This window comes from Spirillospora sp. NPDC052269 (genome assembly GCF_040679435.1).
Taxonomy (GTDB): Bacteria; Actinomycetota; Actinomycetes; order Streptosporangiales; family Streptosporangiaceae; genus Spirillospora.
Genome location: NZ_JBFAUU010000012.1, coordinates 67098 through 92238, shown reverse-complemented (window position 1 = coordinate 92238; position 25141 = coordinate 67098). Strand labels below are relative to the sequence as shown.

Genomic DNA, 25141 nt, shown 5'->3' with positions numbered 1-25141 from the left:
GTCGTTCAAGCCGTCACTGCTGCGGCGGCGGCTGGTTCTGGTCGGGCGGCGTGGACGGCTGCTGCGGCGGCGTCACGATGATCGTCACGGACGAACCGGACGGCAGCTTGGTGCCCACCGCAGGGCTGACGTTCCACACCGCGCCCGGCGGGATCGTCGCGTCCGGCGAGGGCTGCTCCTGGACGACGCAGGTCAGGTGCATCCTCACCAGCCGCCGGCACGCCAGGTCCTTCGGCAGGCGCTGCAGGTTCGGCACCGCGACGTCCTGCGCCCCGGAGGAGACGAACAGCGTGACCGAGGAGTTCGGCGCGACCTGCTCGCCGCCCTTCGGGTCCGTCTTGATCGTCATGCCCTGCTGGACCTCGTTGGACGCGATCCGCTGGATGTCGACCTTGAAGCCGCGGCCCTCCAGGGTGCTCTTGGCGTCGGCCTCGGGTGTGCCGGTGACGTCCGGGACGTCCACCTTCTTCGGCGGCTCCGGCCCGCGGGACACCACGAGGGTGACCATCGAGCCCTTCTTCACCGTCGTGCCCTCGGCGGGGTCGGATCGGATGACCTTCCCCTTGTCGACGTCCTTGTTGAACTCCTTCTGCGGATCCGCGGCGACGGTGAAGCCCTGGTCCTTCAGCGCCTTGGTGGCGTCCTCGACGCTCATGTTGGCGACGGCCGCGATCTTGACGTTGTCGTTGCCGCCCTTGGGCGCGACCAGCCAGCCGAGCAGCGCCGCGGCCGCGAGCACGGCCACCGCCGCGCCGATCCACATGGCCGCCTTGCTGCCGCCACCCCCGCCGCCGTTGTTGCCGTGACGGCCGTTGCGGCCGTAGTCGGCGTCCTGCCGGTAGTCGCCGTACTGGACGGGCGGGAGGTCGTAGCCGTCCTGCCGCTGCACCTGCGTCGCACCCATGACCTGGGTGTGCTGCGGCTGGCCCGGCTGGACGGTCGTGGGCGCCGCGCTCAACATCATCGTGGACGCCGCGGTCGACGACACCGGCTGCCCGTGCAGGGCCCGCTGGACCTCCTGCCGGAACTCGCCGGCGTTCTGGTACCGGTCGTCCGCGGACTTCGCCATCGCCTTGAGCACGATCGCGTCCGCCCACTGCGGGATGTCCGGATCGATCTGGGACGGCGGCGTCGGCTCCTCCCGGACGTGCTGGTAGGCGATCGCGACCGGGGAGTCGCCGGTGAACGGCGGCCGCCCGGTCAGGAGTTCGTACAGCACGCAGCCGGTCGAGTAGAGGTCGCTGCGGGCGTCCACCCGCTCGCCGCGCGCCTGCTCGGGCGACAGGTACTGCGCGGTTCCGATCACCTGCGCGGTCTGGGTCATCGTGGACGCCGAGTCGTGCATCGCGCGGGCGATGCCGAAGTCCATGACCTTGACCTCGTGCTGCCGGGTCAGCATCACGTTGGCCGGCTTGATGTCGCGGTGCACGATGCCGCCGCGGTGGCTGTAGTCCAGGGCGCGCAGGATCCCGTCGGTGATCTCCAGCGCCTTCTGGGGCATCAGCGCACGGTTCTCGCGCAGCAGGTCGCGCAGCGTCGAACCGTCCACGTACTCCATGACGATGTACGGGATGTGGGTGTCGCCGATGGAGTCCTCGCCGGTGTCGTACACCGCGATCACCGACGGGTGGTTGAGGGACGCCGCGGACTGGGCCTCGCGCCGGAAGCGCTCCTGGAAGATGGGGTCGCGAGCCAGGTCAGGGCGCAGTGTCTTGACCGCGACCACGCGATCGAGCCGCTGGTCACGGGCGCGGTAGACCTCGGCCATGCCGCCGCGTCCGATCACGGACTCCAGCTCGTAGCGGCCGCCGAGCAGCCGAGGTTGACTCATCTGTGCACATTCCCTCGTACGTCGTCACCCTGTCCCCCGAACCTAGCCTTCCGCCGCGGGGACGCGGCGGAGCCGTGCTCGGAGTTGACGGAGTCGTGGCGCGTCCGGCCATGGCCGGGCCGGAACCCGGCCGGGTGGAGGCGCGCCCCGTCCTGGCTCCCCGAGAGGGTACCCGTGCTCACTTCTTCATCACCGCGCGCATGATGGCGGCGGCGATCGGGCCGGCGCCGTGAGCGCCGTCCCCGTCACCCTCGCTGATCACCGCGAACGCGTAGCGCGGGTGGTCGACCGGGCCGAAACCGACGAACCAGCGGGCGTTCGGGAAGCCCTTGCCCTGCTCGGCGGTGCCGGTCTTGCCCGCGATGTTGTCACCCTGGAGGTTCTTCGCGGTGCCCTCGGACACCACGGCGCGCATCATGTCCCGCAGCTGGCTCGCCGTGTCCGACTTCATGGCCTGGGAGAACACCTTCGGGGACGCCTTGTACACCTCGGACTGGTCCTTGGCGGTGGCGCGGTTCACGAGGTACGGCTGCATGATCTTGCCGTCGTTGGCGACCGCCTCGGCGACCATCGCCATCTGCAGCGGGGTCGCGCGGACGTTCTCCTGGCCGATGCCGGAGCGGGCGGTGGCGTCCTGACCGGTCGGGATGGACTTGCCGGTCGCCAGGTCGGAAATCGAGACCGGGACCTCGCTCTTGGCCGCCTTCACCAGGGGCTCGACCGGAACAGCCTGCCCGAACCCGAACTTGGACGCGCCCGCGTTCAGCTTGTCGATGCCGAGGTCCATCGCCATCTTGCCGAACGTGGTGTTGCAGGATTCGGCGAAGGCGCCCTTCAACGAGGCCTGGCCGGCGCAGCTTCCGCCGTCGTGTGAGTTCGGCAGCTCCTTGCCCGACTCCGGCAGGATCAGATGGCCGGTATTGACCTGCGAGCTCTCGGTCAGCCCGAGCTGCTCCATGCCGATCGCGGCGACGACCGTCTTGAAGGACGAGCCGGGCGGGAACGTCTGGCTCATCCCGTTGTCGAGCAGCGGCTGGTTCGTGCCGCGCATGGCGTCCAACTGTTCGAGCAGCTTGCCGCCCTTCTCACCCTTCTGCGGGGCCACGTCGGTGGGGTCGAACGAGGTGTTGGACGACAGCACCTTGATCGCGCCGGTCTTGATGTCCACCACGGCCGCCCCGGACCGCCGGGACGTCCCGTTCACCAGCTGCTGGTAGGCGATCCGCTGGGCCGCCGGGTCGATGCTCAGGTCGACGTTGCCGCCCTCGGGCTTCTTGCCGATGAACTGGTCGAACCAGCGCTGGTGGGTGATCCGCTTGTCGGTGCCCGAGAGCAGGCCGTTGTAGGCCAGCTCGATCTTGGAGCCGCCGCCGTTGAAGAACCCGGTGACGGGCGCGAAGATCTTGCCGTCCTTGTAGTTGCGGCCGTACTTGGGGTTGTCCTTGCCGGTCGGGGTGGACCAGGCGAGCACCTCGCCGCCCGCGGTGATCTGGCCGCGCGGGTTGTTGAACACGTTGCTGAGCTTGCGAGTGTTGTTCAAGTCGTTCTGCAGCTTGTCGGCCTGGCTGCCCTGCACGTAGTTCACCTGGGCCATCAGCCCGAAGAACAGCAGTCCGGCGAACACGGCGACCCGCCGGACCGGCTTGTCCATGTTCACGACGCGGCTTCTCCTCGCTGGGGGGCTTGGGGGCTACGGGGGAGGTGGGGCCGGGAAGGGGAGTCTGCGCGGCGGGCCCCCGGACGAGCGGACGCCGGGCGCGGGCCCGGCGTCCGGAGGGACCTCGGACAGGAGGTCATCGCAGGCTCACGATCTGCGTCATCCCCTCGTCCTGGATGGCCTGCGGCGCGGGCTTGCGCGCGTCGTGGCTCATCCGGACCAGGATCGCGATCAGGATCCAGTTCGCCATCAGCGACGACCCGCCCTGGGACAGGAACGGCGTGGTCAGACCGGTCAGCGGGATCAGCTTGGTCACCCCGCCGACGATCACGAACACCTGCAGCGCCAGGACGAACGAGACACCGCCCGCGAACAGCTTGAGGTACGGGTCGCGCGCGGCGACCGCGGTCTTCATCCCGCGCTGGACGATCAGCGCGTACATGAGCAGCAGCGTCATCAGGCCGGTGAGGCCGAGCTCCTCGCCCACGGAGTCGAAGATGAAGTCGCTGAACGACAGCGGCGTCAGCCACGGCTTGCCCTGGCCGAGCCCGGTGCCGAGCACCCCGCCTTGGCCGAGTGCGAACATGCCCTTCATCAGCTGGGCGCTGTCGGAGTAGTCGCCGCCCATCTTCGTGCAGGCCCACCAGCCCGGCCCGACGAGCCGGGTCTGCATCGCCGTGGCCTTCTGCCCGGCGGCCTCCTGCTGCACGGCCTTGGCCTCGAGGGTGATCTTGGCCTGCTTGAAGATGTCGGTGTTCGGGTTGACCGGAACGACCTTGCCGTTCTTCATCAGGCAGCCGCCGTCGAAGTACGGCCGGGGGTTCTGCCAGATGTCGATGCGCTGGTTCACGTGCGCCATGAACGGCAGCAGCGTGATCACGAACACCGCGACGGCCAGCAGGCCGACGCCGATCATCACCCAGGACACCCGCTGCGTGGCGATGTACAGCATCGACACGAACAGGCCGAAGTACAGCAGCGCGGTGCCGAGGTCCTTCTGCATGAACAGGACGCCGAGGCACAGGAACCAGATGACCATGACCGGGCCGAGGTCGCGGGCACGCGGCAGCGAGACCGGGCCGAGCTTCTTGCCGATCAGCGACATCGCCTGCCGCTTGTTCACCAGGTACCCGGCGAAGAACGCGACCAGCATCAGCTTGGCGAACTCGCCCGGCTGCACCGAGAACCCGCCGACGTTGATCCACACCCGCGCGCCGTTGATCTCCGCGCCGATGCCCGGCACGATCGGCAGCAGCAGCAGGATGATCGCGCCGAGGCCGATGAGGTAGGTGTAGCGCTGCGCCGTCTTCGGCGTGAACGACAGCTTCGCGTCCGGCTTGCTCACGTCGCGCATGATCGCGATCGCGGCCACGAACAGCGCGATCCCGACGAACGTCCAAATGAGCTGGCCGGGGGCGTTCGCCGCGTCCGGGATGACCTTCTTGCCGGCCTGCAAGGCGACCTTGCGGTCGTGGCTGGTGTCCAGGTCGAGCCGGTAGATCATGGCCAGGCCGATGCCGTTCAGCGCCACCGCGATCGGCAGCAGCAACGGGTCGGCGAACGGCGCGAACCGCAGTTGCGCGGCGTACGCGATCAGCGCCAGGACGACCAAGCCGCCGCCGTAGCCGAACAGGCCGCCCGGGATCATCCCGTCACGCGCGAGGCCGACCTCGGCGAACGCCGCCAGGGTCAGCACCATGGCGAACGCCAGCAGCGCCAGCGAGGCCGCGTTTCGGCGCTGGTACGGGATCTGCGCCTTGATCTGTTCCCCGAGAGCGTGCATATGCGCTACGACCTGCCCCTCGACGCCGTGGGACAGTCCTTGATCGTGCTGTGGCCCGCCCGGCACTGCTCCGCCCGGACGGTCAGCTCGCTGATCTTCTTGTCGGCCAGGGCCTGGCCGATGTAGGAGAACTTCCCGTCACGGATGGAGTTCTGGTCGGACGCCGGCAACTCGGCCACCGTGACCGTGCCCGGCCGGACGGTCGTGGACGGGCAGTCGCCCTGATCGAAGCCCTTCTTGATCGCGACCTTGCCGCCCTCGTCGCGCAGGCTGTACTTGCACACGGCCTTGGCGAGGTCGTCCAGCGCGGCCGGACTCTTCACCGTGTAGGTCGCCTTGACGGCCTGGGCGCGGTCCTGCGGCAGGTCGGACACCTTGATCGGCGGGTTCGGCTGCCGGTCGGCCTTGCTGGACAGGCTGATCAGCGGCATCTTCTGCGTCGTGCCGCGGTACAGCACGACGTTGCCGTTCTGCTCGCCGATGTAGTAGCCGGCGCGGGCGGTCTGGATGAAGAACACCCCGCCGCCGGCGACGGCGACGACGAACACGCCCGCCACCAGCACCAGCCAGAGCCAGCGGCGCGGGCCGCGCTGCGCGCGCTTGGCGGCGCGGCGCTCACGGCGTCCGGCGGGCTGGAACTCCTGCTCGGCGGCGAACTGGGGAGGCTCCTGGTAGCGCGGATCGGGGACGGTCGCCTGCGGACCGGTCCCGCCGGGCCCGCCCTGCGGGCCGCCGGGGTGCTGCATCGGCGGCGGCATCTCGTCCACCGCGACCGGCTGCTGCGGCATCGTGTCGCGCAACTGCGCGGCGCGGCTCGCCGGAGTGTCGCCGGGGCCGCCGGGCACACCCGGGCCTCCGGGCGGCATGCCGGGACCGCCCGGCGCGCTCGGGTCACCGGGGACCTGGGGCGGGGTCGCGCTCGCCGCCGCGCCGACGGCCCGTCCGGGACCGGGCGTCGGCGGCTGGTTGCCCTGCTCCACCACGTCCGCGCAGACACAGGTGATGTTGTCCGGCCCGCCGCCCCGGTTCGCCAGGTCGATCAGCTGCCGGACGGCGTGGTCCGGGTCGTCGGCCTCGGTCAGCACCTGGAAGATCGTCTCGGCGGTGACCACCGTGGACAGGCCGTCCGAGCACAGCAGGTAGCGGTCGCCCGCCTTGGCCTCGCGGAGCGACAGGTCCGGGTCGATCTCGCCGCGGCCGTCCATCGCGCGCAGCAGCAGCGAGCGCTGCGGGTGCGAGGCGGCCTCGTCCGGGCTGATCCGGCCCTCGTCGACCAGCGACTGCACCAGCGTGTGGTCGTGCGTGATCTGGAACAGGCTGCCGTCGCGCAGCAGGTAGGCGCGCGAGTCGCCGATGTGCACCAGGGCGATCTGGTTGCCCGCCCACAGCATCGCGGTGAGCGTGGTGCCCATGCCCTGCAGCGCCGGGTCGGACTCGACGATGCGGTGCAGGTTCTCGTTCGCCGACTTGACCGTGTGCTCGAGCGCGGCGAGCAGCTCGGCCGCCGGCATGGCCTTGTCCAGCTTGCGGATCTCGGAGATCGCGGCCGCGCTGGCGATCTCGCCGCCGACGTGCCCGCCCATCCCGTCGGCGACCGCGAGCAGATGGGCGCCCGCGTAGCCGGAGTCCTCGTTGCCCTCGCGCAGCATGCCCACGTCGGACCGGGCGGAGTAGCGGATTCCCAGAGTCATTTGCGCAGCTCGATCACGGTCTTGCCGATACGGATCGGGACGCCCGGCGGCACCGGCATCGGACGGGTCACCTTCGTGCGGCCCAGGTAGGTCCCATTGGTCGAACCGAGGTCTTCCACGATCCACTGGCCGTCCTGCGCGTAAATCCGGGCATGTCGGCTGGAAGCGTAGTCGTCGGTCACCACGAGCGTGGAGTCATTCGCACGCCCGATGGTGATCGGGACCCCGGTGAGGTCGATGATCGTCCCGGTCCGCTCGCCCTGGACGACCACCAGCCGGGAGGGACCTCCGCCCCCCCGCTGGCCCCCACGTGGCGGCGGCCCCTGCGGAGCTCCCTGGGGCATTCCCGGAGGCGGCCCCTGCGGAGGTCGCGCGGCGGCCTTCGGCGGTCGCGGCTGCGCGGCCCGGGTGGCGCGGTCCGCCGCGCGGGACGCGGCCTTCGTCGCGGCCTTCGACCCGAACAGGTCGGCGCGGATCACTCCGACGGCCGCGATGACGAACAGCCAGAGCACCGCCAGGAACGCCAGCTTGATCAGCGTGAGGGTGAAGTCGGACATCGGAGTCGGGGTTACTCCCTATCGCGGCGGAACACGAGTGTGGTGCGCCCCATCGTCACACGGGAGCCGTCCACGAGGGTGACCCGTCGGATCGGCTGACCGTTGACGAAGGAACCGTTGGTCGACCCTAGATCGACAAGCACGATCTCGGGACCTTCTACACGGATCTCGGCATGGTGCCGCGAAACCCCCGGATCCACCAAACGCAGGTCGCAGTCCGTGCCGCGGCCGAGCAGGGTGACCGGGGTGTTGATCTCGTAAGTGCTCTGGTGAGCCGGGCCGTTGTCCATCGTCGTGGTGACCAGCAGCCGCGGATTCCCGCCGAACGCGCCACCGGGCCCACGCGGGTAGTCCGACGGAGGCCGGCGGATCTCCCCGCCCTCCACCGTGGAACCGCGGATCACCCCGGACCGGATCCGGAACATGCCCGTCGCCAGGTCGTCCGCGTTCTCGAACCGGACGCGCACCGGGCCGACGAAGGAGTACCCCTGCTCCTTCGCGTACTCCCGGGCGAGGTTCGCCAGCTCCTGGCTCAGACTGTCGGCGTACACCTGGAGCCGCTGGCCGTCCTGCTGCGAGATCTCCACGACGAAGTCGTTCGGCACCAGGGTGCGGCCCGCCGCGACGATCGCGGCCCGGTCGTCCATCTCGCGCTGCACGGCGCTGGCCACCTCGACCGGCTGGAGCTCGGACTTGAACGCCCGGGCGAAGGCACCTTCGACCATGCCCTCGAGCCGTCGCTCGAAGCGCTGAATGACGCCCACGGGCACCTCCCTTCCCCACTGGTAGACGATCGTATCGGTGTCAAGGTTCGCTAGAAGTATCCGGTTGCCGAACCACCCCCCTGACCGTGCTAATCTCTTTTTGCACCCGGAAACGGGGCGACACCCAGGGCGGGTGGCGGAACGGCAGACGCGCACGGTTCAGGTCCGTGTGTCCGAAAGGATGTGAGGGTTCAAATCCCTCCTCGCCCACGTAGGGGTAGTGACGCAAGTCCTGCTCTCAGAGTGACGAAATGAGCCCGGTCGCGAAAGCGGCCGGGCTCTTCTTGTTGTCGTGGGTCTTGCGCTCCGATGGATGTATCGGATCAGTCGGGTGTTTTGGGCGCATGAGCTGGTGGGAGCGCGCTGCGTGGTGGCGTGTTGCGGTGTCTGGGCAGGCTGCCGTCGGGGTGGTTTTGGGTGAGGGGTTAGGCGGCGGCTTCGTCGTCGAGGTAGCCGGTTGGGGTCCAGTAGGCGACGGACTTGGTGGTTCGGCGTTTGGCGCGGCGGTGGGGGAGGCCGTCGGGGCCGGGGAGCGTGTTCAGCCAGGTTGTGATCTTGCGTTGGTTGGCGTGGGCGAGTTGGAAGGCCAGTAGGAGGCTTTGGGCGGCGATGCCGCGGATGCGTCGGCCTTGGGCTCGTTCGATGCTTTCGTGGGCGTCGTTCTTGGCGTAGCCGTGGAAGCCTTCGGAGCTGTTGCGTAGACGGGTGTGGACTTTGGTCCAGGTGGGGCTGCCGTAGGTGAGGGGTTGCCAGTGTTTGGCGCCGTGTTCGGGGGCCATGGTGACGCTGGTTTGGGCGCAGATCTTGGGTGGGCCGACCGGGCTGGGCTCGGGGGTGACCAGGGGTAGGCGGGGGTCGGTGCCGATGCTGGCGGGTTTGTGGGGGCATTGGAGGCGTCCGGCGGTGGCGGGGCACATGTAGCGCTGGTCGCCGTCGGGGGTGGGGCGGCCTTTGGGGGCCAGGGCGTAGGGGGTTCGGGCGTCGGCTCGGGTTCGCCAGGTGGTTTGGTCGATGTGGGCGGGGTCGTCGTCGCGGCGGTGGTGGTCGAGGGTGGCGGTCTTGAGTGGTTGGGGCATTTCGGGGCAGTACCAGGTGCCTTCGATGAGTTGGGCGCCGTGGGCTTGGGCTTGGATGCCGAGTTGGTCGGTGCGGTAGCCGTAGGTGGGCTGGAACCCCAGGGCGCGCAGAGGCAGTTGGTAGTCGTCGGGGCGGCAGTTGTTGTAGAGGGCGTCGGCGGCGACGAACCCGGCGGGGTGCCCGCGGCGGCGGACGTCGGCCAGGACGTGGATGCCGTTGGTTCCGGGGTCGTGCCCGGGCTTGGACAACTTCATCCCCATGACCAGGGCGGGGAGCCGGTCAGGGTCGCCGCAGCCGCGTGGTTGTGGGGCCTGCTGGTGGTGGGGGTTGCGGGCGATGGCCAGGGCGGCGTCGTATCCGAAGCCGGTCTTGGCGTCACGGCGTCGTCCCCGTCTCGGTTCCCGTCGTGGTGGACCAGGGCGGGCTGGGGTGCCGGGCAGGTCGGGGTCGCTGTGGTCGCCGGTGCGGACGTACCAGCCGGCGTCAGGGTCGGTGGAGGTGACCGGCCCCCGGGTGGCGGTGCCGCGGGCGAAGGTGGCGGTGAAGGTGGCGTCCAGGCCGAGTGATCCATCCCAGATGTCGTCCAGGCGGTTGCGGACGCAGGAGAGGGAGCCTTCGATGACCTGGTTGGTGATGCGGACCAGCCGCCGCTCGTTGGCCTGCAGCTGCTGTTGGTCGGCGGCGGCGAGGATCTGGTCAGCCTCGGCGCGGGCCAGACGCTGGTTCTTGGGCAGCGGTGAGGGATCGATCGCGGCGAGGATCTGGTGGAACAGGCGGCGGACGACGGCGTAGCCGGCTTCGAAACCGTGCAGGTTGTCGGGCCGTTCGGGGACGCCGAACCGGGTGCGCCAGCGTTCGGAGGTGCCCCAGTGCAGGATGTCGGTGGCCCGGTTGAGGTGGACCGTGCCGCCGGAGTGGCGGCACGCCAGGGTGAGCCCGACGAGAAGGCCCTCCACCGTGCACAGCCGGGGCCGTCCAACCGCGTGGGTGACCAGGTCCTGGAGCTCCTCGGCGATCCCGGTGTCGGCGATGAACTGGGCGGCTTCCTCGACTCGGGGGTCGAAGAAGACGGTTCGGTCGTGGCGGAGACGTGCCCAGCCGTGATCGGCGGTGTCGTCGCCGAATGGAGACGGCGGATCCTGCCCGGACGATCGGGTCATGGGCGTCCTCGCAGCAGCAGGGCCGCGTCGGCGGGCGCGGTGGGGCGGGCGTGGGGCAGCAGTCGGGTGAGGCTGTGCAGGGTCTCCAGTCCGGCGGCGGCGACGATGACGTCCAGGGGGACGCCGTCGTCGATCAGGGTGACCAGCCAGGTGGCGCGCAGGCGGCTGGTCTTCAGCGGCGGGACACCGGGCTGCCAGTGGGCGCGGGCGGTGAAGTTGGTGATCAGGTTCCCGCCCCGCGCGGTGGCGGTGGGCCGGAACAGATGGCCGCCGGTGGCGCTGCGGGTGGCGTGCAGGCGGGTGAGCCTGCCGGTCAGGACGTGTTCCCAGGGGCGGCGGCACACCACCATCCGCGCACGCCGCCCGCGGACGCCCACCACCACGCTGCCCCGCCCGTCCTGGTGTGCACTTTTCATATGCGCACCGTTCTGTTCTTGGTGTTGGTTGACGGTGTGAGGGGCTGGTGGGCGGATGTCGGCGGCGTGCAGCAGGGTGATCTCGCGGGCGTCCAGGCCGCAGCCCAGGCCGAGTGCGAGCAGCGTGATCAGTCCGTGCCGTAGTTCGTCGGTGGGCTGGCCGGTCGCCGCCGACCACAGCGCGGCCTGCTCGGCCGGGGTGTAGGGGCGTTGCGCGGCGGCGGCCGACAGTCTGGCCGCGGGGCCGGTGCGGCAGTCGCCGCCCAGCAGGGCCTCCCGCAGCCGCAGCAGCTTGGAGCGGTAGGTGCCGCGGGTGGCCTGGCCGAGTTCGGCGCAGCCGACCATGACGAACCGTTCGATGAACTCGCGTGTCAGCCACAGATGCACCTGGGCGGGGTGCCCCTCGGCGTCGGCGAACAGCGCCAGTTTGGCCAGCACCCCCAGCAGTTCACCCGGCGGGTAGCTGAGCGCCGGGGCTGCCTGGAGCACGGCGGTGCGGACCGGCCCGGAGACCCGCCGCCATCCGGGCGGGTCACCCGCCGGGGCGTAGGCGGCGACGATCCGCGCGACCGCGTCGGCCCCTCCACGCCCTGCCACCTGGGCACCGGCGCGTGACGAACCGAGCTTGGACGGGTGTCCGGGCCGGTGTGAGGGCTGGCGAGTGGACATGCTGCACCCCTGGGGTGATCGAGGGAGGCAGGGCTGCCTCCGATGATCAACTGCTGCCCATCCCCCAGGGGTGCTAATCAATTCGCCTTGCTGGTTGGGGGTTATCGGGTTGGTGGTTGGTTCACAATGACCGATGTGGCCGGGGATGATTCGCGGGCCAGGCGGCCCCGCGACTATGTGATCGACGGGGACTGGCCGCAGGCGAGGCTGGCCGACCATCACGGTGCGCACGTCGCCCAGTTGCTGGCGCTGCGGTTGGCCGCGGTGATGGCGGCGCAGCGGTGGAGTGCCAAGCGGCTCGGGGCGGTCAGCGGGGTGAACCGGCAGACCGTCGCGAACGTCCTGGCGGGGGCGGTGTGGGCCGATCTGTTGACGATCGCCAACCTCGAGCGCGCCCTGGGCGAGACGTTGTGGCCGGGGGTCGGTGACCAGGCCGGTGCGCCCGTGCTTCCGGCCGCCGCCGACGCCCCCTGACGGGAACACCGGGGAAGACGCTTCAAGGGGCGCTCCCGGAAAGACGCCCGGCCTGTTGTCGATCATGGCTGGTTGCACCGTTTCTTCCCGCGCGGGGACGGGTGTGTTCGGCAGACAACCCCAGGCGCGAACGCGTGCCTACCGCTGCTGCGAGCGGCGGCGGCGGTATCGTCGCAGGCGGACGGGCCTGGCGTATCTGATGTGAAAACGGGTGTGGTGGGTCTTCCGCTGGCCGTCGTCGAGGGTTCAGCTCGACGGCGGCCGTTTGACGTCCCAGGTCGGTGCGCGTGCGGATCGCGATTCCGGATCGACCGCGGGGACGTGCCCGCCGTCGCGTCGGCGATGTCGCCGGTGAGCCGGGACCGGTCGTCGCCCAAGTGAGCGGTGCCTGAGTGGTCTGCGTCGGGTTCGGGTCACGGGGCGCCTCGCAGGGTGCGGGCGGCCTGGTCGGGCTCTGGGACGTGGACGTAGCGGAGCACCCGCTCCAGCGCGGTCCAGGTGTCGTCGGTACCGACGGCCATGATGGTGGTGAGCGGGACCTGATCGTTGACCAGCCCCACCAGCCAGGTCGAACGCAGCCGCGCCATCGACAGTTTCGGAGTGCTGGGCGCGGGATGGGTCCGTGCCAGCAGTCCCGAGACCACACCGCCGGTGCGGCGGTGGCAGCGCGGCTGGAACACGAACACCATCTGCCCTGCCATCTGTTCGGTCTCCTGCCGCAGCGCCCGCTCCCACTCGCGGCGGCACACCACGTCCCGTTCCCGCGATCCCCGGGCCCGCACCACCACCGGATCGGCGACCTGGCTTCCGCGACGCACGTCGTGCCCGCGCACCTGGGCCACCTCGCCCGGCGTCAGGCCGCACCCGGCTCCCAGCGCGATCAGCAGTCGGCAGCCGCTGCGCAGCACCTGGCTCGGCTGGCCGCCCGCCCAGGACCACAGCAACGTCATCTCGGTACGGCTGTAGGGCGCGTGCGGGTCGCGGGAACTGAACTTGATCGGCGGCGCCGTCCCGCCCGAGCCGTCCTCGGCTCCCAACACCGCCTGCCGCAGCCGCCACGCTTCCCGCTCGCGTGCGGTGCGGGTGGACTCGGCCGCCTTGCCGCAGCCGACCTGGATGAACGCGGCGATGACCTCGGGCGACAGCACCGTCGACACCGTCACCGGGAAGCCCTGCTCGAAGGCGAACCACGCCAGCCGCCCGGCCGTGGCCAGCACCTGCACGGCATGGCCGGGGGTGCGGGGCCCCGACCGGGTCGCGATCTCCCGCACCGCCGGGGCGATCTGCTCCCACACCACCGCCGGGCAGCGCGCCGGACGCCACACCGCGATCTTCGCGCTGATCAGGTCGTTCCAGCGCAGCACCCCGGCCGGGGTCAGCGGCCCGCGCCTACCCACGGCGATCCCCGGCAAGAGCGGCTGTCGCCGAGCAGAAACAGCGGTCAGCGCGTGACGGCCCCCGCAGCGGGCGCGCCGCCGGTGGGCGCCTCCACCGGTGGACCACCGGATGGCCGCAGCTGTACGGCCGGCTGTACAGCCAGGGGCCGGTTGGTGCATGGTGCCGGTCATCGGGCATTGCGGTCTCCTTGCGTGTGCCCAAGATCAGGTCAACACGGGTCGGACAGCGCGCCGGCCACCGGCACCGGATCCGCCACCGGCGGTACGGTGCCGACACGGCTCTGCTGTCAGCTGGAAATCTGTGTCCTGGCCCTCCCGGGCCAGGTGAGCGCGGCGAGTCGTCTGGTGGGGGCCGTCGCCGAGTGGAGATCGGCGACGGCCGCTCGCCTTGATGGCGGCCGTCGGGCTATCTGGCCCTCCCCGAGCTCGAACCGGCACCGGCCCGCATCCGGGTATCAAGTGCCGACGAGGTCGCCGGGTGATCCGGCGAGGCGTCCGGGTGATGCTGGTAGCGGCCCGAACCATGCTTGCGGGCCCGGCCCGCGGCCGCCAGACCCTGCAGCAGCTGACGAACGGGCTCGCTGTCGACCATTCCGAACCCGGCCGCGATCTCCTGAGGCCGCCACCTGCGGTGCGCTCCAACCTTCAGGAACTCCAGGACCTCGCCTTCGCCGACCGGGCCGTCCACAGGACGGGACACGAAGCGACCGCCACCGAAATCACCGAAAGCGACATTGCCGGTTTCCCGGGCCGCGGCTTCGGTCGTGCTGTCAGCGGACGTCGCGGTGTCAGCGGCGTCTGTGGTGTCGGAGTCGCTCAAAAGGACGAGCAGGCCCCGTTCGCCCGTCTGCGGGGAGGGAGCCTCAGTCGCGTGGGGAGGCCGGGCGTCGCCCTCGATCCAGTAGGAGGCGTCGGGGTTCTTGGCCAGTCGGCCACGTCGATGCATGTACTGCATCAACGACCGGACGCTTTTGACGTTGGAAACCCCCAGGAGATCGGCGACCAGACGCGGCCGCCACGAGGTCAGGTCCGGACGCTGCCGCATCAACTGTTCGATCTCAGCGCACCGGGAGCCCTTCACCGAGCCCTTCCCGGGTGCCCGCGCAGCCCGGACCTTGGCCCGGCCACCGGACCGCCGCCCGGTGCCGGTGTCCGATACCGCCGGGGCCGATGACGAGGCGGGGGCGGGCCCGTGTCCCGGGCTGGGAGGTCGTGACATGGAACTCGAGTTGGAAGACGACGCGTCGTTTCTCGTGGGCCCGGTGGTCGCGGACCGGCCGTTCCGCGACAGGGCGGACGCCCGAGCTTCGACCTCCGCGATTCTGTCGTCGGTGTCCATGCCGGAGCCGGGGTTCGCGGTCTGCGCATCCGCCGGGCCGGTGTGCGCGCAAGTACAGGACGCCGGGGGAACCACGGCGTCGTCGGCGGCGCGCGCGAGAAGGCGTTCAAGGCAGGCATCGGTGCGCTGCAGGTCGCCGATCTCCTCCAGAACGACATCGAGGCGCGAGCGCAGCTGCGCGGTCTCGGCACGCAACGACTGCAACCTCGCCCGGACCAGTTCCTGGGTTCCGGTGACATGCTCGCCCACCGGCGAAGGCCGACTCTTGTCCTCCACACCCCGGACCATAACCCAGAGTGATCATTTGGTGACGCAAGCGCGCGGGTGTCGGCGAGGCATAAACCATCGGGCCGCCCGCATGATCCGCAGGGCCGCCGCCCCCATGGTGGCAGGTTTCCACCGTGGGGCCCTCGAAGGAAAGAAGGAGGCCCCAGGCCGCCTGGTGAGCGCCGAGCGCCGCCCAGGGGGCCTGACTGGCGAGGTTGCATTGATGGCCTCCCCGGACACGCGGTCTGCGGGACTCCAAGGGCGGGCCATTGCGCCCGGCTTGCCCCGTGGTCCAGCGCGTGGCCTGCCCGGCGGGGAGATGTAGCGGTGTGGGCGGGTCGTCCAGGCAGCGGTTCGCGTCGAGGTCGAATCGGCCGTGGGGGTTCCTATCTGGACACCTCAGCTCTCTCCGTTGCGCCGTTCCTCTTCACTGAGGCGCAGCTTCCGGGCCGTCACGACATGTGCACGCCGCCAAGGGCGAGTCGGTTCTGGTCTGGATGTAGAGCGTCTTGACCGGCCGGGGGTACGGGTCGGGCGCCCAGGCCGTAAGGCTCCTCAGCCTTCCAGGTGATAGTCACCCACAGTAGCGAGCCGCTCTTATTGAGTAACGGTGGATGGGTGTCCGCCGGGTCTCTCAACCGAGGAGGGTCGCGCATGACCACGACTCGACTGGACCAGGCAGGCCGTGAAGGTCGCGCTGCCCCGGTTGGGAGCCTGCGGGACCGATGCGGGCCGAGGGCTGGTGAGTGCCAGAAGTCGGGCCTGTCCCTGTGCGGCATTGCCGAGGACGTCGAGGTGAGAGATTGATGCGGCCGCGGCTGTTGGACGATGTGCGCTACGCCAAGTGCGACGGCGGGGTGTTCCTGGAGAGCGACTGGGGAGCCTGCACGATCTCAGGGGAACACGGCTACGCGTGGCTGACGCGTCTGGCGCCGTTCCTGACTGGAGAGCACACCCTCCAGGAACTGACCGGGCCGCTGTCGCCCGACCGCCGGGACCTGGTCGAACGGCTGGTCGGAGCGCTCGCGGAACACCGGTTCGTGGTGGACGCCCGCGACGAGGAGCCGCACGGCCTGAGCGTGGCCGAGCAGGAGATCTACGCTCCGGAGATCGCGTTCATCCGGTACGGCTTCGACTCGGCCGAGCGTCGGTTCGAACGCCTCCGGCAGGCGCGGATCACGCTCGTCGGTTCGGGTCCAGTGCTGGCCGCGCTGCTGCGCGCCGGCCTGCACAGCGGCTGGCGCACCGTCCGGGTGACCGACGTGGGCGACGAACCGGTGGACCTGCCGGCGGCGGTCGCCGAAGCCCGCCGCGACCTGGACCAGGTCGCCTTGGCCGATGGCTCCGAGCAGGCGTGGGACGACGCAGATGTGGTCCTGCACGTCCACGACGGCGACCGGACCGACGCCCTGGAGTCCATGGCGGCCGCCTGCGCCCGGCACGGCGTGGCACTCGGCCAGCTGTGGGTCCGGCGGGACGAAGCCTGGATGACGCCCGTCGGGACGATGGACGTCGCGTCCTCATGCTGGCGACGGCTCGCAGGACTGCCGCGGGGCCGCACATCACCGGCGGACGCGGCGGACGACGCGGACTGGCTGACGGGCGCGGTGCCCACGGTGCTGGCCGCGCATACGGCGCTGTCATGCTTCGAGCATCTCACCAGCATGACGGACACATCGAAGACCTCGACAGGTGCCGCGTCGGTGGACACATCGGTGACCGTGATCGACCTGCGGACGCTCGACACCAGGCGGCACCGTGTGTTCCCGTACTCCGGCCCTCACGCCCCAGGCCCGGACGTGGCGCCCCTCCCACCGCTGACGGCCGACGACCTGCTGTCGCGGGTGGCCGAGTACGTCGATGCCCGCACCGGGGTGCTGGGAACACTGGACTCCGGGGACCTGGCGCAGACGCCGCTGCGGGTGTGTCGGGCGACGGTGTCCGATCCGCGTGGAGCGCTACCAGCGTGGTCAGCCGAGCCCTCGGTGATCGGATGGGGCGAAACCGCGGACTCCACGCGGCTACGGACGGTGCTGGCGGGCTTGGCCACCTATCAGGCCCTCGCCGGGGCGCAGAAGGCGAAGGCTCCCTACGTCGCGCCGGTCGGGGTCGCGGCCGGCCTGTCGTGGCCGCAGGCCCTGGCGGCCGCTCTGGCGCAGCACTGTCAGGTGCTGCTGCGCCAGAACGATCCGGGCGACTTTCCCATGGCCACTGTGCTGCCTGATGCGCGGGTGGAGCAGCTGGTGGCGTTGCTGGAGGCGGCCGGTGAACGGGTGGAGGTCCGTGACCTCGGCGAAGTGCTCGGCCTGCCCGCATACGTGGCCGGCACCTCGCCCGAGCTGACCAGGTCCCGGGGAGACGGCTCGGTGATGTTCGCCGCCCCCGCTTGCGCGTCCAGCCCGGCCGCGGCGATGCGCGCTGCTTTGGAGCGGGCGCTGCTGGACTGGCAGTCCCGCACCGAGCGGCAGCCCTGGTACGCCGAGCCGCCGGTCCGCTGGTTCGAGGACGAGGAAGCCGACGACGGCGACGTCGAACGGTTCGCCGAGGCGATGACCGAGGCCCTCACCGAGGCGGGCTACAAGCCGACCGTCCACCCGCTGACCCACGACGCCCAGGTAGCCCGGTTGCTGCCGTTCGTAGCCCAGGTGGTGACCGACCTTGCTTGACGGCCTGATCGACGACCTGGCCGGTGGTGTGACCAGCGGCCTGCTGGGTTCGGGGGCGCTCTATGCCTCGCTGCGTGGGATGCCGGTGCCGCTGCACCTGCGAGTGGTGGCAACTGACAACGACGACACTGCCCCGTACGACGTTGCGCGGGCGGGCGGTACCGCCTGGCTTCCGGTGCGGCTGGAGTCCGCAGTGATCTTCATCGGTCCGCTGGTCGAGCCGTCGCGGCCTGGCTGCCCCACCTGCCTGCGCAGACGCCGCGACGGGAACCTGCCACATGGAGCGGCTCGCCGCGAGTTGCGCGAACGCTCCGACACCCGCCTCAACGGTGGACGGCGCGGCGGCCTGCCGCTGCTGCCGCTGGTCACCGAACTGGTCACCGCCCTGGTGCGCAACGAGCTGGAGACCGGTTTTGCCCATACCCGGAGCGGTGTGCTGCGAGTGTCAGCGTCCACCGGTGTCGTTACCCGCCACCGACTGCTCCCCGACCCGTGCTGCCCGGACTGCGCCGCCCCGGTTCAGGAGCGTCCGGTCGAGCTGAAGGCGGAACGTGCCCCCAAGCCCGACCCGGCGCTGCTGCGGACCGGCGAACTGGATGACAGTCTGGAAGAGAAGTACACGGACGCCGAGACCGGGCTGCTCAGCTCGGTCGCGACGTTCGACACTGGTCCGATCCTGTGGGCGGTGGCTTGTCGCGGCCCTGCCGGTGAAGGTGACGACAGTCGCCATGGCTACGGCCGCACCCGCGATGCGCATTCGGCGCGCCTGACCGCGATCGCCGAGGCCCTGGAACGCCACGCCGGCTCACGCTTGTGCGGCCGGAGCACTGTCCGGGCCGCTTACGCCGACATCGCCGACCACGCGCTGGACCCGCGCACCCTCGGTCTCTACCCCGACTCCTGGTACGACCAGGAGGGTTTCGATTACACCCGGTTCGCCCCGGAACGGCAGGCCAACTGGGTGTGGGGCTACTCCTTCGCCGCTGATCGCCCGATCCTGGTACCGGCCGCCTACGCCTACTACGGGGTGGGCAGTACGGACGAACCCGGCTGGGTGTACGAGTGCTCCAACGGTGCCGCACTGGGTGGCTGCCTGAGCGAAGCGATCCTGTACGGCCTCCTCGAAGTCGCCGAACGCGACGCGTTCCTGATCACCTGGTACGGACAACTCCCAATCCCCAAAGTCGATCTGGACTCGGTGGCCGACCGCCGCATCCCGCTTACCGTCGCACAGATCCGCCAGAACTTCGGGTACGAGGTGATGGCGTTCGCCATGCCGATGGAACAGCGCGTGCCGGCCTTCTGGGGTATGGCCGTGGACCGAACCGGAGGGTGGGGCCGCCCGTACGCCTTGTGCGGCGCTAGTGCCCACCTCGATCCCGAACAGGCCCTGCACACGGCCTTGATGGAGTCGCTCATGTTCATCCCGTCAGCGGGCTCAGGGCACCCGACCGACTCCGGCGACGACCCGACGCGGAACGAACAAGTGGAGGCCATGCTTCGCGATGGCGACCAGGTGCGTGAACTGAGGGACCACCACACTCTGTACGGCCATCCGGGCGCCTGGCCTCGGCTGGAATTCCTGCCGGTCGACGCGCCCGGCCGTCCATTGGCCGAGCTCGCCGAGCCATGGCCGACCCACCAGGACCTCACCGACGACCTGAGTGAACTCGTCGGCCGCTACCTGTCCACCGGCCTGGACGTGATCGCCGTGGACACCACCTGCCCCGACCTGAAGGCAGGCGGCCTGGCCAGCGCCAAGGTCATCGTCCCCGGCACGGCGTCGATGACGTTCGGTCACCGCTACCGGCGCGTCCACGACCTGCCCCGGCTGCTGACCGTGCCCCGCCTGCTCGGCTACCGCGACCACGACCTGCGCCCCGACGAACTCAACCCGCACCCCCACCCCTTCCCCTGATTCCTTCCGAACCTGCGCCCAGATCCAGGTCAGAGCGGCCCGACGGAGAAAGGAGGAGGACATGGCGAGCACCACAGGTCAGGCCACCCGCAGGTATCTGGAGGCCATCGATCAGCGGCAGCCGGGTCCAGTCGACTGGACCTTGGCCCCTCCCCGTTCCAAGCAGTACCGGGACACCACACGCACCGCGCTGCCCACGACCGGGCCTGATGCCTGGAGAGGGGACCTCCTGCGTGGCCTGCTCGGCCTGACCCGCATGTCCTGGAAGCACCCGACCAACGCGGCGGGCAGGGCCATCTCCGGCCTTCGGTCCGTGGAGGTCAGCCGTCCTGTGCCTTCTGGTGGCGCCCTGTATCCGATCGAGGCGTACCTGGCCGACGACATGGCGGTTCACCACTACGACACCGTCCACCACGCCCTGGAAACCGTCCGCGACGGCGACCACCGAAACGCGTTCCCGGCCACCGCGGCCGCCGACGCGGCCGTGATACTCAGCGCCGTCTTCTGGCGCAACGGCTTCAAATACCGCGACTTCGCCTACCGACTCGCCTGCCAGGAGACCGGTGCCCTGTGCGCCCAGGCACTCGTCCTGGCCGAGTCCCTTGGGCTGAACGCCTCGATCCACCTGGACTTCGACGGCGAACGAGCCGACTCGCTCCTGGGCCTCGATTCTACCGCCGAGGGCACGCTCGCCATCCTGACCTTCAGCCTGGGGACTGGCCACGCCCCCAGAAGAAGCGCCGGCGTGCCGTCGAACGGCCAGGACGTGGCCCAGCCGACCGACCCGCCCATCTCCATCACCCGGTCGCTGCCGCGCTTGGCCGAACTACACGCCGCGACGAGGACACCGTGCGCACCACCGTCATCAAGAAGCCGACAGGCCCCGACGCCCGGTGAGCCCGCCATCTCCCTACCGCAGGTCGCAGATCTCGACCTGGCACGCGGTATTCCTCACCGGGCGTCCCCGCTCAACGGCTACAGCCGCCGTCCACTCACCACCACCGAGCTGGCACAGATCCTGGCGGCGGCCCGCCCCGGCGCCCAGACCACCACCGACCTGCATGTGCTGGTCTGGAACGTCACCGACATGCCGGCCGGCGCCTACCGCTACGACCGCGACTGGCGCGCACTCACCGGCGGAGGTCCACCCGCCATCGAAGCCGGACCGCTGCGCGCCAACACCCGTCACGCCCTGTGCGGGGCCGCCGCCGCCCTGGTCCCTGTCGGCGCGCCGTTGATCGAAGCGGCCGAGCGCGGCGACCTCGCCTACCGCCTGCAACAAACCGAGACCGGCATGGTCGCCCATCGCGCGGCGCTGGCCGCCGCCGCGCTCGGACTGGCCGGCCGTATCCACTCCGACGGCACCAACCCCACCACCGACGCCGTCCTCGGGCTGGCCGACACCCCTCGCCGGTCCTTGAGCCTCCTGCTCGTTGGCCACCCCTATCCAAGCGGGCCGACGCTCATGTGTCGGTCTGACCGCGGGGTCACAGCCCCGACCGTTCACAACAGCAAGGAGTGACCAATCATGGAAGAGCTCATCAGCCAGCTCAACGACCTGCCCACCGGCCACGTCGAGGTTCTGGCAGCTGACGCCCAGCAAGCCACGGACGCCCTCGAGCCCTCGAGCTGCTGTGGAAGCAGCAAGGAGTAACGGCTCGTGATCCAAGCAGCGGGCGGATACCTGACATGTGTGGGTGTTCGCCCGCTGCGCCGCCGACAGCCCTGAAGGAGAGCATGTGTACGACGTGATCGTCGTGGGTGCGCGTTGTGCCGGAGCGGCCACCGCGATGCTGCTGGCCCAGGCCGGTCACAGAGTCCTGCTGGTCGACCGCGCCCGGTTCCCCAGCGACACCCCGTCCACCCACTACATCCACCAACCCGGTCTGGTGCACCTGCATCGCTGGGGCCTGCTGGAGAAGGTGCTCGCCACCGGCTGCCCGTCCCTGACACGTGCCCGTATCCACGCCCCCGGCGCCCGCCTCACCGGCCCGGCGCCCACGCTCGGCGCGGTCACCGGAGGCTGCGCACCCCGTCGCCACATCCTGGACCACATCCTGATCCGAGCCGCGATCCGAGCCGGCGCCGAATTCCGCCCCCGCACCACCGTCCTGGACCTGCACCGGCAGGACGGAGCCATTACCGGAATCGTCCACGGCACCCGGCACGCAAAGCAGTACGTGGAGCGCGCCCACCTGGTCGTCGGCGCCGACGGACGCAACTCCACCGTCGCACGCCTCGCCCGCGCGCCCTACCTCCAACAGGACCCCGAACTCACCTACACCTACTACACCTACTGGAGCGGCCTCCCAGACCAGGGCTTGCGTCTGTACCTCACGCAGGGAGCAGGAACCCTCTGCCTCCCCACCCACGACAACCTGACGCTCGTCGGGCTCGCGTTCTCCCGATCCGACGGCCCCGTCGCCAACCACGACCGCCAACGGGCCTACCTCGACCGGGTGCGGCGGACCTCCCCCGAACTTCAGCAGCAACTCGCAGACGCCCACCAGGAAGAACCCCTGTTCTGCTGCGCGGACCAGCCGAACTTCTTCCGCCACGCCCACGGGCCAGGCTGGACCCTGGTCGGCGACGCCGCACACACCAAGGACCCCATCAGCGCCAAGGGCATCACTGACGCCTTCATCCAGGCCGACATGCTGGCCGACCACCTGAACATCCCGCTCGACGACCACCACCTGGTGACCAAGGCGCTGACCCGGTACGCCCAGCAACTGCCTCGCGACTTCACCGCCGCCTATCAGCGCACGCTGCTCGCCGCCCGCATGGACATCAACCGCTACCACCAGGAAATGATCGACAAACAACACGACCCCACCTACCTCGACCGGTACCTCCGCACCTACGCGGGCATGCTCGAACCCACCCCATCCCCAGCAGACTGCGGTCGGCAGGCTCCGCGTGCCCCGGCAATAACGGTGGAAAACAAGGACTCTTAGCGTGGAATCCGGGCCGTTACAGGTGCACATCGCTGCTGGTCAGGGGGTTCCGTCAGTACCCCACGTAGGTCCTAGGGTCAGTGTGCTCGCAGAAAGCGCGAGCTGCTGGCCCTACTTCGTTTTTCCCGGGGGCGACCCCCGGAGCCCCCGATGTGGGGGGCTGCCGCCCCCCACGCCCCCCCTGTGGCTGAGCTCGCCGGGCTACGTTCCGGTTTCTGGGGGTCCAGGTTTTTGCGGCCTCGCCTTCGGCCTCGCCCTTGGCTCGCCTTCGGCCTCGCGGGCCACGGGCGGGCTGGCCGTCGGGGGTGAGCGGTGGCGCGACTGTCTGGCGTGCTTCCACGGCGGGTGGGCGCCTCTTCGTCGGGGACGAGGGGGCTGGCTTCGGGGGCTCGTCCCGGTCAGATGATTTCGAGGTTGGCCATCATGCCCATGTCCTCGTGTTCGGCGTTGTGGCAGTGGAAGAGGTAGCGGCCTCGGTAGGCGTCGAAGCGGGTGATGATCTCGGCTGTCTCGCCGGGGCGCAGGGAGATCGTGTCCTTGAGGCCGGCGTCCTGGGGGCGGGGTGCGCGGCCGCCTCGGGAGAGGACCTTGAAGCCGACCAGGTGGAGGTGGACGGGGTGGTGGACGTCCGCGACCAGTCGCCAGATCTCGGTGCTTCCCAGGGGGACGGTGACGTCGGTGCGGGTCGGGTCGAAGGGCTTGCCGCCGATGAGCCAGCCGTGGCCGCCGTCCATGCGTCCGGCGCGGAAGGAGAAGTCGCGGACCCGGGTGGCTTCGGCGCGGCGCCAGGTCGGGACGTCGTGGGAGAGGGTCTTGGGGACGCGGCTGTCGTCCTTGGCCTGGCGGGTCACCCGGAAGGCCATGACCTCGCGGGTGCGGCCCTTGCCCAGGCGGTTCCTGAGCCTGACGCGGGTGCCGACCTTGGTCTTCCCGAAGTCGATGATGACGTCGTAGCGTTCGGCCGGGGCCATCGGGAGTGTCTGGTGGGTGACGGGGCTTGCTAGAAGGCCCTGGTCCGCGCCGACTTGGACGAGGTCCAGCCGGCGGCCTTCGTCGGTGACGGCTTCCAGCTCGTAGTGGCGGGCGTTGGAGGCGTTCAGGATGCGGAGGCGGTGGCGGGCCGCGTCGACCTCGTGGACGGGCCAGGGGGCGCCGTTGACCAGGATGACGTCGCCCATGACGCCCGCCATGTAGTCCTCCTTGACGCCCGGCTTGTCGCGGAGGGTCTTGTCCAGGGACGGGTAGTTTAGGCTGCCGTCCGAGTTGAAGGCGCGGTCGGTGATCGCGAGGGGGAGTTCGCGGGGGCCGGCGGGGAGGCCAAGGGCTTCCTCGGCGTCGTCGCGGATGATGTGCAGGCCCGCCAGGCCGCGCCAGATCGCCGGGGCCGTGAAGTCCATGCGGTGGTCGTGGTACCAGAGCATCGTCGGGCGCTGGTCCATGGGGAACGTGTAGTCGCGGGTGAGGGTGGACTCGATCGCCTTCGGGTCGCGCATGCCCTTCATGCCGCTCATGTGCATGCCGGCCATGGCCTTGGGCTCTTGCCAGCCTTGGGGCAGGACGAGGTCGGTCGGGTAGCCGTCCGAGGCCGCCGGGGTTCGTCCGCCGTGGAGGTGGACGACCGTGGGGACGGGCAGCTCGTTGCGGTGGCGGACGGTGACGGGCCTGCCTCGGCGGGCCTCGATCGTGGGGCCGGGGAAGGTGCCGTTGTAGGTCCAGAGGGGTGTTTTGACCCCGGGCAGGATCTCGGCCGTCGCCTCCTGCTGGGTGATCTCGTAACGGTCGATGCCGTTCGCGGTGCCGGTCGGCTTCAGGACCGCGGGGAGCGGGAGCGGCACCTGGTACGGAGGCGGCAGGGGCACCTTGCTGGTCAGCTCGGCGCCGGTGCGCGGGGGACGGCGGGCCAGCGCGCCCGCGGTGGTCACGCCTGTGAACGCCACTAGGCCCAGTGCTCCGCCGATGCCCAGCACCTGGCGTCGTGCGATGTTGAGGTCAGCCATTGGTGGGCTCCTTCCGGCGCCAGACGTCGATGAACTGGACGACCACGGCGGCGATGGTGGCCACGCCCAGGGGGAGGTGCAGCCACAGGACGCCCGTCATCCCCGCGAAGTACTGGACGGTCTCGGCGAGCACGATGGCGAGCGTGGCGGCGAAGGGCCAGGCGCGGCGCAGGCGGACCCAGAGGACGATCGCGACGATCAGCTGGACGTAGCCGAGGGACGTGGTGAGGTTGGCGCCCGTCGCGTGCATGCGGAGTCCGTCGTAGTCACCGCTCAGGAGGATGCCGGCGAACACCGGTTGCCCGAAGATCGCCACCAGGTGGGTGCTGACCACGCCTCTGAAGACCCACCACGAGGGTCTCGTGGTGGCCGTCGGGGCGGGGTCGGCCTGATGGATCTCGGTGGTGACCACGATGACCCTCCTTCTTATTTGTCCTGGGTCATGACCGTCCCCGAAGATATGACTGTGAAGTACTGATGTCTAAGATCAATATTGCTATGGGGTTATGTACGTGTGCGCA

The 25141-nt window shown here is 70.2% G+C and carries 18 protein-coding genes and 1 tRNA gene; 7 read left to right on the top strand and 12 right to left on the bottom strand.

The window, feature by feature from the left end:
• Window positions 1–13: 13 nt before the first annotated feature.
• From pknB to AB0L06_RS25630, 6 genes are all read right to left on the bottom strand, one after another.
• Entirely contained in the window at window positions 14–1831 is a 1818-nt protein-coding gene (gene pknB / locus AB0L06_RS25655; protein WP_500233634.1) for a Stk1 family PASTA domain-containing Ser/Thr kinase, read from the bottom strand.
• 178 nt (window positions 1832–2009) lie between these two features.
• The gene (locus AB0L06_RS25650; protein ID WP_500233837.1) at window positions 2010–3482 is read right to left on the bottom strand and encodes a penicillin-binding transpeptidase domain-containing protein; all 1473 of its coding nucleotides are present in this window, start codon (window positions 3480–3482) and stop codon (window positions 2010–2012) included.
• Window positions 3483–3624: 142 nt separating this feature from the next.
• Window positions 3625–5271, bottom strand: a complete 1647-nt coding sequence (locus AB0L06_RS25645; protein WP_500233633.1) for an FtsW/RodA/SpoVE family cell cycle protein — start codon at window positions 5269–5271, stop codon at window positions 3625–3627.
• 5 nt (window positions 5272–5276) lie between these two features.
• Window positions 5277–6962, bottom strand: a complete 1686-nt coding sequence (locus AB0L06_RS25640) for a Stp1/IreP family PP2C-type Ser/Thr phosphatase (RefSeq protein ID WP_500233632.1) — start codon at window positions 6960–6962, stop codon at window positions 5277–5279.
• Window positions 6959–7519, bottom strand: coding sequence for an FHA domain-containing protein FhaB/FipA (locus AB0L06_RS25635; protein ID WP_500233631.1), 561 nt, complete (start codon window positions 7517–7519; stop codon window positions 6959–6961). Before AB0L06_RS25635 ends, AB0L06_RS25640 begins: the two co-directional genes overlap by 4 nt.
• 11 nt (window positions 7520–7530) lie before the next feature.
• A complete protein-coding gene (locus AB0L06_RS25630) occupies window positions 7531–8283 on the bottom strand; it encodes an FHA domain-containing protein (protein WP_500233630.1) in 753 nt (250 codons plus the stop codon).
• Window positions 8284–8410: 127 nt separating this feature from the next.
• Between AB0L06_RS25630 and AB0L06_RS25625 the strand changes: the two genes are divergently transcribed.
• Window positions 8411–8493, top strand: a tRNA-Leu gene (locus AB0L06_RS25625).
• Window positions 8494–8708: 215 nt separating this feature from the next.
• On the opposite strand, the gene AB0L06_RS25620 is transcribed toward AB0L06_RS25625, so the two are convergent.
• The gene (locus AB0L06_RS25620) at window positions 8709–10520 is read right to left on the bottom strand and encodes a hypothetical protein (protein WP_500233629.1); all 1812 of its coding nucleotides are present in this window, start codon (window positions 10518–10520) and stop codon (window positions 8709–8711) included.
• The gene (locus tag AB0L06_RS25615; RefSeq protein WP_500233628.1) at window positions 10517–11533 is read right to left on the bottom strand and encodes a hypothetical protein; all 1017 of its coding nucleotides are present in this window, start codon (window positions 11531–11533) and stop codon (window positions 10517–10519) included. Before AB0L06_RS25615 ends, AB0L06_RS25620 begins: the two co-directional genes overlap by 4 nt.
• 207 nt (window positions 11534–11740) lie before the next feature.
• On the opposite strand from AB0L06_RS25615, the gene AB0L06_RS25610 reads away from it, so the two are divergent.
• Window positions 11741–12079, top strand: a complete 339-nt coding sequence (locus AB0L06_RS25610) for a hypothetical protein (RefSeq protein ID WP_500233627.1) — start codon at window positions 11741–11743, stop codon at window positions 12077–12079.
• A gap of 413 nt (window positions 12080–12492) precedes the next feature.
• On the opposite strand, the gene AB0L06_RS25605 is transcribed toward AB0L06_RS25610, so the two are convergent.
• Window positions 12493–13476: a site-specific integrase gene (locus AB0L06_RS25605; protein WP_500233626.1), complete on the bottom strand. Its 984-nt coding sequence runs from the start codon at window positions 13474–13476 to the stop codon at window positions 12493–12495.
• A gap of 406 nt (window positions 13477–13882) precedes the next feature.
• Window positions 13883–15091, bottom strand: a complete 1209-nt coding sequence (locus AB0L06_RS25600) for a hypothetical protein (protein WP_500233625.1) — start codon at window positions 15089–15091, stop codon at window positions 13883–13885.
• A gap of 797 nt (window positions 15092–15888) precedes the next feature.
• On the opposite strand from AB0L06_RS25600, the gene AB0L06_RS25595 reads away from it, so the two are divergent.
• The 5 genes from AB0L06_RS25595 to AB0L06_RS25575 all read left to right on the top strand — a co-directional run bounded on the left by AB0L06_RS25595 (window position 15889) and on the right by AB0L06_RS25575 (window position 22623).
• The gene (locus AB0L06_RS25595) at window positions 15889–17748 is read left to right on the top strand and encodes a hypothetical protein (protein ID WP_500233624.1); all 1860 of its coding nucleotides are present in this window, start codon (window positions 15889–15891) and stop codon (window positions 17746–17748) included.
• A 28-nt stretch (window positions 17749–17776) separates the two neighbouring features.
• Complete coding sequence (locus AB0L06_RS25590) at window positions 17777–19666, top strand: TOMM precursor leader peptide-binding protein (protein WP_500233623.1); 1890 nt, start codon at window positions 17777–17779, stop codon at window positions 19664–19666.
• Between the two features lie 61 nt (window positions 19667–19727).
• The gene (locus tag AB0L06_RS25585) at window positions 19728–21188 is read left to right on the top strand and encodes a SagB family peptide dehydrogenase (RefSeq protein WP_500233622.1); all 1461 of its coding nucleotides are present in this window, start codon (window positions 19728–19730) and stop codon (window positions 21186–21188) included.
• Window positions 21189–21194: 6 nt separating this feature from the next.
• A complete protein-coding gene (locus AB0L06_RS25580; RefSeq protein ID WP_500233621.1) occupies window positions 21195–21320 on the top strand; it encodes a hypothetical protein in 126 nt (41 codons plus the stop codon).
• A gap of 85 nt (window positions 21321–21405) precedes the next feature.
• Window positions 21406–22623, top strand: a complete 1218-nt coding sequence (locus tag AB0L06_RS25575; protein ID WP_500233620.1) for an NAD(P)/FAD-dependent oxidoreductase — start codon at window positions 21406–21408, stop codon at window positions 22621–22623.
• Window positions 22624–23021: 398 nt separating this feature from the next.
• Here the strand turns inward: AB0L06_RS25575 and AB0L06_RS25570 are convergent, their stop codons facing one another.
• Entirely contained in the window at window positions 23022–24620 is a 1599-nt protein-coding gene (locus tag AB0L06_RS25570) for a multicopper oxidase family protein (RefSeq protein ID WP_500233619.1), read from the bottom strand.
• Complete coding sequence (locus tag AB0L06_RS25565; RefSeq protein ID WP_500233618.1) at window positions 24613–25032, bottom strand: hypothetical protein; 420 nt, start codon at window positions 25030–25032, stop codon at window positions 24613–24615. Before AB0L06_RS25565 ends, AB0L06_RS25570 begins: the two co-directional genes overlap by 8 nt.
• Between the last annotated feature and the right edge of the window lie 109 nt (window positions 25033–25141).

Coding starts and splice junctions, on each gene's coding strand:
- pknB (WP_500233634.1), bottom strand. CDS start 1,831: ATGAGTCAACCTCGGCTGCTCGGCGGCCGCTACGAGCTGGAGTCCGTG.
- AB0L06_RS25650 (WP_500233837.1), bottom strand. CDS start 3,482: ATGGACAAGCCGGTCCGGCGGGTCGCCGTGTTCGCCGGACTGCTGTTC.
- AB0L06_RS25645 (WP_500233633.1), bottom strand. CDS start 5,271: ATGCACGCTCTCGGGGAACAGATCAAGGCGCAGATCCCGTACCAGCGC.
- AB0L06_RS25640 (WP_500233632.1), bottom strand. CDS start 6,962: ATGACTCTGGGAATCCGCTACTCCGCCCGGTCCGACGTGGGCATGCTG.
- AB0L06_RS25635 (WP_500233631.1), bottom strand. CDS start 7,519: ATGTCCGACTTCACCCTCACGCTGATCAAGCTGGCGTTCCTGGCGGTG.
- AB0L06_RS25620 (WP_500233629.1), bottom strand. CDS start 10,520: ATGACCCGATCGTCCGGGCAGGATCCGCCGTCTCCATTCGGCGACGAC.
- AB0L06_RS25595 (WP_500233624.1), top strand. CDS start 15,889: ATGCGGCCGCGGCTGTTGGACGATGTGCGCTACGCCAAGTGCGACGGC.
- AB0L06_RS25585 (WP_500233622.1), top strand. CDS start 19,728: ATGGCGAGCACCACAGGTCAGGCCACCCGCAGGTATCTGGAGGCCATC.
- AB0L06_RS25580 (WP_500233621.1), top strand. CDS start 21,195: ATGGAAGAGCTCATCAGCCAGCTCAACGACCTGCCCACCGGCCACGTC.
- AB0L06_RS25570 (WP_500233619.1), bottom strand. CDS start 24,620: ATGGCTGACCTCAACATCGCACGACGCCAGGTGCTGGGCATCGGCGGA.